The organism is Micromonospora sp. NPDC006766 (assembly GCF_040636055.1).
In the GTDB taxonomy this organism is placed as follows: Bacteria; Actinomycetota; Actinomycetes; order Mycobacteriales; family Micromonosporaceae; genus Micromonospora.
In genome coordinates this window covers 37,932-50,616 of sequence record NZ_JBEYIX010000006.1, presented here as the reverse complement: position 1 = coordinate 50,616, position 12,685 = coordinate 37,932, and the positions used below count along the sequence as shown (strand labels likewise).

The following is a 12,685-nucleotide window of genomic DNA, read 5'->3' as shown; positions in this document are numbered from 1 at the left end:
ACCGACATTAGGACCGTCTAGGTGACATGTCAACAACTGGGTTAGGATCGCGGCATGGACGAACCACGCTGGCTCGACGAGCGGGAGAACCGGGCCTGGCGCGGCTACCGCCGGATGCGCCGCCTGCTCGACCTCGAACTGGCCCGGGACCTGATGCAGGACGCTGGCCTCTCCGAGCCGGACTACGACGTCCTCTCCGACCTCTCCGAGACGCCCGACCAGCGGCTACGGCTCAGCGAACTGGCCGACCGGATGCTCTGGTCGCGCAGCCGGCTGTCCCACCACCTCACCCGGATGCAGCAACGCGGCCTGGTCACCCGGGAGGAGTGCCCGTCCGACGGCCGAGGCTCGATCGTCGCGCTCACCCCGGCGGGCCGGCAGGCCATCGAGGCGGCCGCGCCCGGCCACGTCGCCGCCGTCCGCCGGCACCTGATCGACCTGCTCACCCCGGAGGAGGTCGAGGCGCTCGGCGCCCTGACCCACCGGGTGGTCAACCACCTCGCCGGCGGGCAGCGCCCCAGCCCGTCCGAGGTCTGACATGGACGCCCGAATCCTCGGCCGGCTGCGCTGCCCGGTCTGTGCCGAGCCGCTCGCCGAGGCCGTCGCCGGCACCGCCCGCGCGCTGCGCTGCCCGCGCCGGCACAGCTTCGACATCGCCCGCCAGGGTTACGTCAACCTGCTCGCCGGCCGCGCCCCACACAGCGGGGACAGCGCCGAGATGGTCGCCGCCCGCGCCGACTTCCTCGCCGCCGGCCACTACGACACCGTCGCCGCCGCGCTCGCCGCCACCGCCGCCATGGTGGTCGCCCGAGCGGCCGAGCGCCCGTACCCCTTGGTGGTGGACGCCGGGGCCGGGACCGGCTGGTACCTCGCGGCGGTGCTGGCGGCGCTGCCGGACGCCGTCGGCCTGGCCCTGGACGTGGCCAAGCCGGCACTGCGCCGCGCGGCCCGGGCCCACCCGCGCGCGGCGGCGGCGCTCGCCGACACCTGGCAGCGGCTCCCGCTGGCCGACGGCTCGGCCACCGTGCTGCTGAACGTCTTCGCACCGCGCAACGGCCCGGAGTTCCACCGGGTGCTCGACCCGGACGGCGCGCTGCTGGTGATCACCCCGGCCGCGGATCACCTCGCCGAACTGGTCGACGCGCTCGACCTGCTGCGCGTGGACCCAGCCAAGGCGGACCGGGTGGCCGGCAGCCTCGGCACGCACTTCACCGAGGAGTCGGCCACCGAGCACCGGGCCCGGCTGACGCTGCGCCGCACCGAGGTGGCCACCCTGGTCGGCATGGGTCCCAGCGCCTGGCACACCGACCCGGCCCGGCTCGCCGAGCGGATCGCCGCGCTGCCCGAGCCGGTGCCGGTGACCCTCGCCGTCCGGCTCGGCGTGCACCGGCCAGTCGCTTAGGTGGAGAGGTCGACCTCTTCCCAACCCGGCGGCTCGTCGTGGTACGGCCCGCGCAGCATCACCGCCCACTCCAGCGCCCACCGGCGCTGCCCGATCGCGTTGGCGTCCACCAACCCGGGCAACGCCCGGCCGGTGCGCTCCGACTCCAGGTACGCCCAGTCCAGGCAGTAGTGCAGGTCGAGCAGGGCGGCGGCGTCGGCCGGGTGCTGCGGCGCGGCCAGGATCCGGGCCCGCCACTGCGAAAAGGTCTCCCCACCGACGAGGTTCGGCATCCGCTCGACGAGCCGTGCGTCCACCGGCACGGTCGGGTCCAGCTCCTTGGCCAGCCCCAGCACCCAGGCCAGCGAGAAGAGCGCGTCGTGGTGCAGCACGAACGAGCGGTGGTCGCCCTTGCCGCCCATGACGAACTGCCACTCGGGTGGGGTCACCGTGTCGACCAGATGCGACTCCAGCAGCCAGCTCATCGCCGCCTGCGCGGGCATCCCGAAGCAGCGGGCCAGGATCAGGTGCAGGACCGCGATCCGCGCCTCGATCTCGGCCGTGGTACGCAGCTCGACCTCGTCCCCCGGCTCCCAGACCAGCGGGAACTGCGGTGGCGGCAGTGGAAGACCCAGCCGGGACAGCTCGTCGAGGCTCGCCTCACGGACGGCCCGGGGATCGGGAGCGGGTACGCGCACGGCTCACCCCTGTCTGCTCGCGCCGATCGGTCCTCCCTTGGCCAGGCAGAATAGCCCCTCGACGAGGCCGGCACCACGGCCGGAGCCGACCGAGCCGATCAACCGATCCGCTCGATCACCAGCGGCGTCGCGGCCGGGGCCGCCGGGGCGATCCGGACCGCCCGCCGCGCCTCGGCGAGCGCGGCCGGGATCCGCTGCGCGTGCTCGGCGCGCAGCTCGTAGAGGGGATCGCCGGCGCGCACCGGATCGCCGGGGCGCTTGTGCAGCACCACGCCGGCCGGGATGCTGACCGGGTCCTCCTTGCGGGCCCGGCCGGCGCCGAGCCGCCAGGCGGCCACCCCCATCGCGTACGCGTCGATGCCGGCGACGTAGCCGTCCTCTTCGGCGCGGACCACCTCGACCTCGGCGGCCGTCGGCATCGGCGCGTCCGGGTCGCCACCCTGCGCCCGGATCATCGTCCGCCAGGCGTCCATCGCCCGTCCATCGCGCAGCGCCGCCGCCGGGTCGGCGTCCGGCAGGCCCGCCGCGTCGAGCATCTCCCGGGCCAGCGCCAGGGTCAGCTCCACCACGTCGGCCGGGCCGCCGCCGGCCAGCACCTCGACCGACTCGGTCACCTCGACGGCGTTGCCGATGGCCAGGCCGAGCGGGGTGGACATGTCGGTGAGCAGGGCGACCGTCCGCACCCCGTGCGCCCCGCCCAGCTCCACCATGGTCCGGGCCAGTTCGCGGGCGTCGTCGGCGGTCTTCATGAACGCGCCCGAGCCCACCTTCACGTCGAGCACCAACGCGCCGGTCCCCTCGGCGATCTTCTTGCTCATGATCGAGCTGGCGATCAGCGGGATCGCCTCCACCGTGCCGGTGACGTCGCGCAGCGCGTACAGCTTGCGGTCGGCCGGGGCCAGCCCGTCGCCGGCCGCGCAGATCACCGCGCCGACGTCGCGGAGCTGGTTGATGAACTCCGCGTTGCTCAGCGCGGCCCGCCAGCCGGGGATCGACTCCAGCTTGTCCAGCGTGCCGCCGGTGTGGCCGAGACCCCGACCGCTCAACTGCGGCACCGCCGCGCCGCAGGCGGCCACGAGCGGGGTGAGCGGCAGGGTGATCTTGTCGCCGACGCCGCCGGTGGAGTGCTTGTCCACGGTCGGCCGGGTCACCGGCGAGAGGTCCAACCGCTCGCCGCTGGCGATCATCGCGGCGGTCCACCGGGCGATCTCCGCCCCGGTCATGCCGCGCAGCAGGATCGCCATGGCCAGCGCCGACATCTGCTCGTCGGCCACCAGCCCCCTGGTGTACGCGTCGACGACCCAGTCGATCTGCCCGTCGCTCAGCACGCCCCCGTCCCGCTTGGTCCGGATGACGTCAACCGCCGTAAAAGCACTCATCAGATGATCTTTCCTCGTCGTTGCGAAACCGGTCCGCGTACCGCGGCCACCGAGGATGGGGCCGACCGTGACCGGCGGAGGGATCAAGCCTGACCGCCCGGAGCCGGGCACGGTCGGCCCCATCCCCCAAGCTCAGCCCCACCGGACCGGGATCTCCAAAGGCGGCTCGCCTTCCCCGGCCCAGAAGATCGTGCCCGACGCGTCGACCACGACGACCCGGGGCGTGCGTGCCAGCCCCCAGGTGATCGCCTCCGCCGGGTCGCCCCAGGCCGGTCCCTCCTCCAGCACACCGGTCTCGGCACCCTCGGTGTCGCCGGCCGACCGCTCCCAGTACGCCGTCCAGATCTGCTTCCCGGCGGAGAGGTCCGGGTGCACGAAGACGGTGCCCCGACCCCGCCAGGCGGCGAGCCGGTCCGGCACCACGGGCACCGGGTGCTCGCCGGTCACCGCCTCCAGGTCCTCGACGCCGAAGGCGTGCGGCAGCAGCTCGGCCATGCGCAGCGGGCCGCCCTTGGCCTCGATCAGGCACTCCGGGCCGCCCTGCTCCCACAGCAGCTGGCGGCACCGGCCGCAGGGCATCAGCGGCTCACCGGTGGCGTCGACGCAGGAGAGGGCGACGATCCGGCCACCACCGGTGGCGTGCAGCGAGGAGACCACCCCACACTCGGCGCAGAGGACCACCCCGTACGCGGCGTTCTCCACGTTGCAGCCGACCACCACCCGGCCGTCGTCGACCAGGGCAGCCGCCCCGACCGGGAACTTCGAGTACGGCACGTACGCGTGCCGCATCACCTCGGTGGCGGCGGCGCGCAGCCGCTCCCAGTCGATCTCCATCACATCTCCCATTCTGCCTAATTCCCGCAGATCAGGCCTGGCACGGGGGTGCCGACGGTCGTCACGGCCGCCGAGCCCGCCCCGGAGACGGGCGTGCCCGGCGGACCTCCCCGCCGGGCACGCTGCGTCACTGCGGTCAGCCCTTGATGTACGGCTTGCCGTCGGCGGCCGGGGCCCGGACCTTGCCGACCAGCCCGGCCACCGCCAGGATCGTCGCCAGGTACGGCAGCATCGCCAGGAACTGGCTGGGGATGCTGCTGCCAACCGCACCCAGGTACGTGGCGAGCTGGTCGGCGAAGCCGAAGAAGAGCGCCGCGAGCAGCGCCCCGGTCGGGCTCCACCGGCCGAAGATCAGCGCGGCCAGGGCGATGAAGCCCTTACCGCCGATCATGTTCTTGGTGAACGAGTACATCGCCAGGGTGTACGAGGCACCACCCACGCCGGCCACCAGTCCCGCCATGATCACGTTGCGGTAGCGCAGCCGCAGCACCTTGACGCCCAGCGTGTCCGCGGCGGTCGGGTGCTCCCCGACCGAGCGGGTCCGCAGCCCCCACCGGGTACGGAACAGCCCGATGTGAATCACCAGCACCAGCAGCAGGCCGACGTAGAGGAAGATGTTGCCGCGAAACAACGCCGGACCGAGCAGCGGGATGTCCTTGAGCAGCGGGATCTCCCAGTTGCTGAACCGGGGGGCGCTGTTGTACTTCATCGCGTCCCGCTGCATCAGCCGCTCATAGAGGAAGCCCGTGACGCCGACGGCGAGCAGGTTGAGCACGATGCCCATGACCACCTGGTCGACCAGGTAACGGATGGCGAACACGGCGAGCAGCAGCGAGATGATCGCGCCGCCGATCGCGGCGGCGACCAGCCCCACCCAGACGTTGCCGGAGAGGCTGCCGAAGAGCGCGCCGGAGAAGGCACCCATCAACAGCTGGCCCTCGATCGCCACGTTGACCACGCCGGACCGCTCGCAGAGCACGCCGGCCAGCGCGCCGAAGATCAGCGGCAGGGCCAGCAGGAAGGTGCCACGGACAACGTTGACCAGCGGCATGAAGTTGCGGCCCTCGGGGGCGGCGGAGACCTGCCAGCAGAGGAAGCTCACCACGAAGGCGACCAGCCCGACGCCGAGCAGCACGCCGAACCAGCGCTTCGGCACCCCGGCGAGCAGCGCGACGCCGGCCGCGGCGGCGATGATCCCGAACAGGATCGCGCCGGTCGTGCCGTGGATCGTCAGGGCGGCGCCGCCCTCGGTCTCGCTGAGCGTGAACCGGGCCTCCCGGTCGGTGGCGAACGACCCGAAGAGCCCCGCCGCGAGCACGCCCAACGCCAGCAGGACCACCCCGATCTTGCGGGTACGGGTCCAGAATCCCTCGTCGACCGTGGTGACGGCGACCTCAGGGACAGTCATGGTGGACATGCGTCACCAGCCCTTCGCGAGGCTCGTCTGCAGCCGGGCCGCGCGGGCTGCCCGGAGCTGGAAGATCGCCTTCACCAGGGCCGGCGCGGCGATGAAGATGACGATGAGCGCCTGGAGCACGGTGACCAGCTCCAGGGAGATCCCGGAATACGACTGCATCCGGTTGCCGCCGGCCTGGAGCGCGCCGAAGAGCAGCGCGGCCATCAGCACACCCCATGGCTTCACCCGGCCGAGCAGCGCGACCAGGATGCCGTCGAAGCCGATCTGCGCGACCACCTGCGGAGTGAGCGAGTCAGCCGTCGAGCCGAGCACCATGTTCGATCCGCCGAGCCCGGCCAGCAGGCCGGCGATCGCCATGACCAGCACGTACGACTTCGTGACACTGATGCCCGCGGTCCGGGCGGCGTCCGGGTTGGCGCCGACCGCGCGCAGCTCGAAACCGAGCGTCGAGCGGTTGAGCAGCCAGGCGACGAACCCGGTGGCCAGCACCGCGAGCAGGATGCCGGCGTGCACGCGTAGGTCGGCGCCGAGCAGGCGGGGCAGCTGGGCGGAGGCGTCGACCGACTTGCTGATCGCGTCCGCGCGGTCCGGGCTGTGCACCCCCTCCTGGAGAATGATCCAGGCCAGGAAGTAGACCGCCACGTAGTTGAGCATGATCGTGTTGATCACCTCGTGAGCGCCAGTACGCGCCTTGAGAATGCCCGGGATGAAGCCCCAGATCGCGCCGCCGACCGCGCCGGCGAGCAGGGCGACGAGCAGGTGCACCCCCGGCGGCAGCGGCAGCGCGAAGCCGGCGGCGGCGGCGAGGACGACGCCGATCGTCGCCTGGCCCTGAGCGCCGATGTTGAACAGGCCACCGCGGAAGGCGAGCGCCACCGACAGGCCGGTGAAGACCAGCGGCGCGGTGTAGGTGAGCGTCTCCGAGATCGGGCCCAGCGCCGCGGTGAAGCCGGACGCGTCCGGGTCGAAGATGGCGCCCTTGAACAGGTTCGCGTACGCGTCGCTGACCACGGCCCAGCTCGAGTTGAGCGCGTCCGCCGGCCGGGCGGTGATGTAGCCGTAGGTGGCCAGCACGTCCGGGGCGGAGACGATGATCAGCACCGCGCCGACCAGCATCGCCAGCAGCACGGCGAGCACGGTCACGGTGACCGTGTTCGCCGCCCAGAGGTTCTCCAGGAACAGCCGGCCCAGCGAGGGGCGGGGCTCGGCGGCGGGCTCCTTGGTCGCGGTGGCGGTCACCGCATGCTCGCCATCGCCGGCGCGCGGGGTTGGGATCGCCCGTGTCTCCTGGGTCTCGGTCGCCAACTCCTTGTCCGGAGAGCCCGACACCGGGTTGGGATTGCTCATGCCTCGTCCTCGTTGCCAGGGCCATCGGCGGCCGCGGTGGCGCTGTCCGGGGTGATGCCGGCCATCAGCAGGCCGATCTCCTCGCGCGGGGTGTCCGGGCCGACCACGCCGATGATCCGGCCGCGGTACATCACCGCGATCCGGTCGGCCAGGCCGATCACCTCGTCCAGCTCGCTGGAGACCACCATCACGGCGGTGCCGATGTCCCGCTCGCGGATCACCCGGCTGTGGATGAACTCGATCGAGCCTACGTCGACGCCCCGGGTGGGCTGCGCGGCGATGAAGAGCTTCAGCGGCCGGGACAGCTCCCGGGCCACGATCACCTTTTGCTGGTTACCACCGGACAGGGTGCCCACCGGCGTCTCCGCCGAGGAGGTGCGGACGTCGAACTGCTCGATCCGTTCCTTCGCCGACTTCGCGATGGCATCCGGCTTGAGCGACAGGCCCTTGCCGAAGGGCGGCTGGTCATAGATGTCCAAAACCAGGTTCTCCGCGACGGAGAACTCCTTGACCACGCCGTCGACGCTGCGGTCCTCCGGCACGTAGCCGACGCCGGCGCGGAGCACCTTCTTGGTCGGCCAGCCGTGCACGGCCTCGCCGTCGAGGGTGATGGTGCCGGCGAGCGCGGGCCGCAGACCCATGATCGTCTCGATCAGCTCGGTCTGGCCGTTGCCCTGCACGCCCGCGATGCCGAGCACCTCACCGGCGTGCACGGTCAGGTCGACGCCGTCGACCGCGCGTACCTGCCGGTCGTCGTCGACGACCAGGCCGGACACCTCGAGGATCGGCTTGCCCGGCGTGGCCGGCTGCTTGTCGACGGTCAGCCGGACGCTGCGACCCACCATCAGCGCGGCCAGCTCGTCCCGGCTGGCGCTCGGCTCGGCGGTGCCGACCGTCTTGCCGCGCCGGATCACCGTGATCCGATCGGCGATGGCCTTCACCTCGCCCAGCTTGTGGGTGATGAAGACGATCGACTTGCCGGCGGCCTTGAGCGACCGCATGACCGCGAGCAGTTCCTCGGTCTCCTGCGGGGTGAGCACCGCGGTGGGCTCGTCGAGGATCAGCAGATCGACGTCGCGGGTGAGCGCCTTGACGATCTCCACCCGCTGCTGGATGCCGACCGGCAGGTCCTCGATCACCGCGTCCGGGTCGACCCGGAGGTTGTACCGCCCGGAAACCTCGGCGACCTCGCGACGGGCCCGCCGGCGATCGAGAAAGCCGGTGATGCCCCCCTTGACCTGCTCGGCACCGAGCATGACGTTCTCCGCCACGGTGAACACCGGCACCAGCATGAAGTGCTGGTGCACCATGCCAATCCCGGCCGCGATCGCGTCCGACGGGCCCTTCAGCTTCAGCGGCTCTCCGTCGACCAGGATCTCGCCCTCGTCGGGCTGGTAAAGCCCGTAGAGCACGTTCATCAGGGTTGACTTGCCGGCACCGTTCTCGCCGAGCAGGGCGTGGATCTCTCCAGGCTCCACCGTCAGGTCGATGTGGTCGTTCGCGACCAGATCACCGAACCGCTTGGTGATGCCGCGCAGTTCGAGTCTCAGCGCAACCTCCGGGAGTGCGAGCGATGGGGCAGCGTAGCCGCTGCCGCGCCGGCCATCGAGCCGGATCGGTTCCTAGCGGGTAAGGGGGGACCGGCCGCCCCGCTGCCACGGGGTTCTCCCGCGTACGTCGAGGCGGCCGGCTGTCGTGCCTGGTGCCCGCCGGCCGCCGCGTCCGATGATCCAGCGCGGCGGCCGACGGAGCGGTCACTCAGTGACCGGCTGGGACTTCGAGGTGATCTTGATGGTGCCGGCGGCGATGTCCGCCTTGATCTTGTCGAGCTCGGCCTTCAGGTCCGCCGGGACCTTGCTGTCGAACTCGTGGAACGGAGCGAGCGACACGCCGTCGTTGGCCAGGGTGCCGACGTAGCCCGGCTTGGCCTGGAGCTTCTCGCCGCTGGCGGCCTTGAGCACGGCGTCCTTGACGGCGCCCGGGATGTTCTTGACGACCGTGGTCAGCAGCGCCGGGCAGTTCGGGGTGCTCTCGCAGCCATCGGTGTCGACCCAGATCGCCGAGTACTTGCCACCAGAGGCCTGGGCGGCGGCGGTGGTGCCGAGGCCCGAGCCACCGGCGACCGGCATGACGATGTCCGCGCCCTGGGCGACCAGCGCGTCGGAGACCTTCTTGCCGTCGTCCTGCTTGTCGAAGGAGTTGGAGAAGGAACCCTTCTGGGTCGCCTTGTCCCAACCGAGGAGCTGGACGTTCTTACCCTTGGCCTGGTTGTAGTAGGCCACGCCGTCGGCGAAACCGTCCATGAAGATGGTCACCGGCGGGATCGGAATCGCGCCGTAGGTGCCGACCTTGCCGGTCTTACTCATCCCGGCGGCCAGGTAACCGGCCTGGAAGGCGGCCTGGGTGGTGTCGAACTGCATCGGGTAGATGTTGTCGAGGCCCGGGTTGGCATCCACGATGCCGAACTGCTGGTCCGGGTGCGCCTCCGCGGCCTTCTTGGCGGCCTTCTCCATCAGGCCACCGACGGCCAGGATGAAGTCGCACTTCTGGTTGACGTAGCCGTTGAGGTTGACCTCGTAGTCCGCCTCCTGGTGCGACGAGACGTACTTGGTCTCGATGTTGCTGTTGGCCTTCTTGGCCGCCTCGAGGCCGGCCCAGGCGCCAGCGTTGAACGACTTGTCGTCGATGCCGCCGGTGTCGGTCACCATGCAGGCGGTGTATTTCTTGCCGCCGCTGCTGCCGGCGTTGTCGTCCTTGGGGGCCTCACCACACGCGGCGGCACCCAGCACGAGGCCACCCGCCACGAAAGCGGAGGCAACGACCCGCATCCCACGCACAGAGCGCAAGACGACTCCTTCCCATTGCACACCGCGTCGTGCGCGGTGGCAGCCCTTGTGCCGGCCGGCGGTCTGCCGCCGGCGTCCCACGTTACGGACGGGAGCGTACGCCCGCGTCCACCCACCGGCCGCCAATCGTGCACGACTGTTGGACGTCCGTTACCCCTACGCAACCCTCGGGTGGGGCAAATCACTGATCCTTTTGCGGAACCTGCCGAAACCCCCCATAGTCGCAACCCCGCCGTGACGTCGCCTGCCCGGCAGGCAGCCCTGGCCTGCTTGACCAGCACTCGGATACACAGGTTCGCGACAGAGCGCAGACGGTCGAAAGGCGATTGGACTAGCTCGCTCGCGGAACCGCCATCGCCCCTATCACCGATAGGTACGCCAGCCGTTCTGAATCTCCGAATACACGATTGAGCCGGACCGCTACTGCGGCCCGGCTCAATAGCTTAGTAGTTCAACCCAATCGCTATTAGCTCAACGGTGGTCGATGCCCATGAGACCGCTGTACCACAAGCCCGGGTCGCTCGCCGTAGAGTACTTACCGGAGTTGTACTTCTGCCATGCACCAAAGCGCCACGCGCAACCGCGCTGATCACAGAATTCGCCCTCGACCCGAAACTCGGTGTAACCACTCCTCGTGCCGTCACACTTGATGGAGATCGAGTGCGCCTGGGCCGGCGGCCCGTCACAGACGAGAGTCAGGATCGTCGTACTAGATGCCTGAACAGGCCCAGCAGGCATCAGAACTCCAGCCACAAGGGCGGAGCAGAGCAATACATTACGAAGCAGCCGACTCATTACTTGCCTCCCCGTTCTTCGAGTCAAGACGACCATGCAGATCGATGGGTAAGATCAAGCTAGCAGGAGCGGGGGTGATCGTCAATGCTCGGGTGCGGCGGGGGTGAACCAGGTGTGAACCGCCGCCTACTCAGCATTGGCTCCTCGGCTTGGCCATCCTTCCGGCACAGCTTTCCGAAATGCCGGAGACTGCTCGCGACGTTTCATCCCCACTGCCAGCGCCGATTCTCGCGACGAGCACCGCTCAGTGAGCCATTCCGCACAACGAGGCGAGTGCGGTAGGTGACAATCCGGCAATCCGGCTTGTCCGGAACGCACGGGACTCGCCCGAGACGCCGCTGCATCGGAATGACGCAGGACCTCAACATGAAGCTGGTCCCACCACAGATCAACTTCATAGAGGTCCTGCGTCGACATTAGTGCCATATACACTGCGGGCAGATCGATACTGGTCGAATGCCCACACGCCTCGGGCCCGACACCGGGGGCGGACCTGTGGTGGTTGCCCAGCGGACCACATGATCACCGTCGGTGCCGTGGCACGGAAAGCCTCAGTGCCAGAAGACCGCCACCGCCGCGTTGGCCAGGGTCAAGCCGATGATGGCGAGGAAGTGGCCACGGTTGACCGACGCCCGTTTACGGGAGAAGAAGACCATGACGAAGATCAGCAGCGCGAGCACCAACTTGGTAACAAGTTTCGCCGAGGGCGGCTCGTGCCCGTCGCGCAGCGGCGCGGCCAGACCGATTCCGGTCAGCAGCCCGATCACCGAGCCCCAGAGCATGGCCGCGTTGATCCGCAGCCGGCCGCTGACGTACTGGGCGATCGAGCCACCGAGCAGCATCGCGAACCCGATCAGATGAACGTAGAGAAGTACCAGCCGAAGAGTTTCCACGCCACCTATCCTCCCCCATCAACGACGGCTCGTAGTAGTCCGCCCTGCCACCCGCCGCCATACCGTGATCTCGCCATTTATGGATCAGAACCGCGAGCTGCGCCCGCTCGGGCTTGGTGGGCAGCTGCCCTGCCCGTCCTCGCCGATGCGAAGCGGGACAGCTTCCGTCCACTCGTACATCCGATGATCGCGATGGAACCGCAACAGGTCGACATGGTCAAGCACGACCGAGATGGGCTCGGCTTCGACGCTGTTGAGCGCTTCGGCGACCGGTTCAACGTCCTGCCGGGCGTTCGAGTACGCGATGCTGACGTGTGGCCGGTACTCGGCAGCATCTCGGGGTAGGTGCTCGACTCGATCCTCGCCAAGCGCTTCAGCGACAACCCCCTGTACGACGGCGCGCAGGGCCCTGATGGGGTCGGGCGGGTCGGCCGGCAGATAGACCGCCTCAGGTCGGACAAGCGGCCGGTGGAAGGCCACTACCGGTGGGGTCAGCGTGACAAGGCGATCACGGAGCCTGCCTGTCAGTTCGGCCACCTCGCTGCGCCTCGGGCAGCTCATATTCATCGATGATTTCAATGCAGTCCGCGGGCCACACCGACTCGGACACCTCAAGCAGTGTGTGGTCAGCCGCACGCGCGACATGCACGAGATGCAGGACTCCCCTACTCGGAGAAATCTGCAACGCCTCCGCTTCGGCCGTGCTGGGCATCCTCCATTGCCAGTGGTCCCGAGCGTGCGCGTATCGCTTGCCGCTCAGATCCTCGACGCAGAGGAACAACGCCTTCGGCACAACCTCAGGCGCTTCGAGGAAGGAGCCGTCGGCAAAGGACAGAGGCAGGTAGCTCGCGCCCAACTCCTGAGGCTTGCCGGTCTCCCGATCAAAGAGAGTGCGGCGACGGACAAGCATCTGCGTGCCGGGCTCAAGTGCGGCCAGCAACGCGATACGTTCCGGCGGCGAGACGCGCCCGACTTCGGTGATCTCGTGGCGAAGGTGGGATGTGAGCAGTTGATGGTCGTTTCGGGCGCGGCCGTACCGGCACCGCGAACGGCGCTGTAGCCGCCGACTCTCAGCGCACACCACCACCCAACAAC

12 protein-coding genes are annotated in these 12,685 nt (G+C 69.8%); 2 read left to right on the top strand and 10 right to left on the bottom strand.

Annotated features, from left to right (window positions below; all coding sequences use genetic code 11):
- The first annotated feature begins 54 nt into the window (after positions 1-54).
- Both ABZ671_RS09525 and ABZ671_RS09520 read left to right on the top strand, forming a co-directional pair.
- Positions 55-537, top strand: a complete 483-nt coding sequence (locus ABZ671_RS09525) for a MarR family transcriptional regulator (RefSeq protein WP_357853970.1) — start codon at positions 55-57, stop codon at positions 535-537.
- A gap of 1 nt (position 538) precedes the next feature.
- Positions 539-1,402, top strand: a complete 864-nt coding sequence (locus ABZ671_RS09520; RefSeq protein WP_357853967.1) for a putative RNA methyltransferase — start codon at positions 539-541, stop codon at positions 1,400-1,402.
- Here the strand turns inward: ABZ671_RS09520 and ABZ671_RS09515 are convergent.
- The 10 genes from ABZ671_RS09515 to ABZ671_RS09470 all read right to left on the bottom strand — a co-directional run bounded on the left by ABZ671_RS09515 (position 1,399) and on the right by ABZ671_RS09470 (position 12,671).
- Positions 1,399-2,079 (bottom strand): DUF4272 domain-containing protein, encoded by a 681-nt coding sequence (locus ABZ671_RS09515; protein WP_357853964.1) that lies wholly within the window; start codon positions 2,077-2,079, stop codon positions 1,399-1,401. The genes ABZ671_RS09520 and ABZ671_RS09515 overlap by 4 nt on opposite strands.
- 98 nt (positions 2,080-2,177) lie before the next feature.
- Entirely contained in the window at positions 2,178-3,458 is a 1,281-nt protein-coding gene (locus ABZ671_RS09510) for a thymidine phosphorylase (RefSeq protein WP_357853961.1), read from the bottom strand.
- 132 nt (positions 3,459-3,590) lie between these two features.
- Positions 3,591-4,292: a cytidine deaminase gene (locus tag ABZ671_RS09505; RefSeq protein ID WP_357853958.1), complete on the bottom strand. Its 702-nt coding sequence runs from the start codon at positions 4,290-4,292 to the stop codon at positions 3,591-3,593.
- Between the two features lie 136 nt (positions 4,293-4,428).
- Positions 4,429-5,709, bottom strand: a complete 1,281-nt coding sequence (locus tag ABZ671_RS09500) for an ABC transporter permease (protein ID WP_357853955.1) — start codon at positions 5,707-5,709, stop codon at positions 4,429-4,431.
- Positions 5,710-5,712: 3 nt separating this feature from the next.
- Complete coding sequence (locus ABZ671_RS09495; protein ID WP_357853952.1) at positions 5,713-7,056, bottom strand: ABC transporter permease; 1,344 nt, start codon at positions 7,054-7,056, stop codon at positions 5,713-5,715.
- A complete protein-coding gene (locus tag ABZ671_RS09490) occupies positions 7,053-8,546 on the bottom strand; it encodes an ABC transporter ATP-binding protein (protein ID WP_357854332.1) in 1,494 nt (497 codons plus the stop codon). Before ABZ671_RS09490 ends, ABZ671_RS09495 begins: the two co-directional genes overlap by 4 nt.
- A gap of 264 nt (positions 8,547-8,810) precedes the next feature.
- Positions 8,811-9,884 (bottom strand): BMP family ABC transporter substrate-binding protein, encoded by a 1,074-nt coding sequence (locus ABZ671_RS09485; protein ID WP_357854329.1) that lies wholly within the window; start codon positions 9,882-9,884, stop codon positions 8,811-8,813.
- A gap of 1,364 nt (positions 9,885-11,248) precedes the next feature.
- Entirely contained in the window at positions 11,249-11,590 is a 342-nt protein-coding gene (locus ABZ671_RS09480; protein ID WP_357853949.1) for a hypothetical protein, read from the bottom strand.
- A gap of 84 nt (positions 11,591-11,674) precedes the next feature.
- Entirely contained in the window at positions 11,675-12,127 is a 453-nt protein-coding gene (locus tag ABZ671_RS09475) for a 2'-5' RNA ligase family protein (protein WP_357853946.1), read from the bottom strand.
- Positions 12,099-12,671: a UTRA domain-containing protein gene (locus tag ABZ671_RS09470; protein WP_357854325.1), complete on the bottom strand. Its 573-nt coding sequence runs from the start codon at positions 12,669-12,671 to the stop codon at positions 12,099-12,101. Before ABZ671_RS09470 ends, ABZ671_RS09475 begins: the two co-directional genes overlap by 29 nt.
- Between the last annotated feature and the right edge of the window lie 14 nt (positions 12,672-12,685).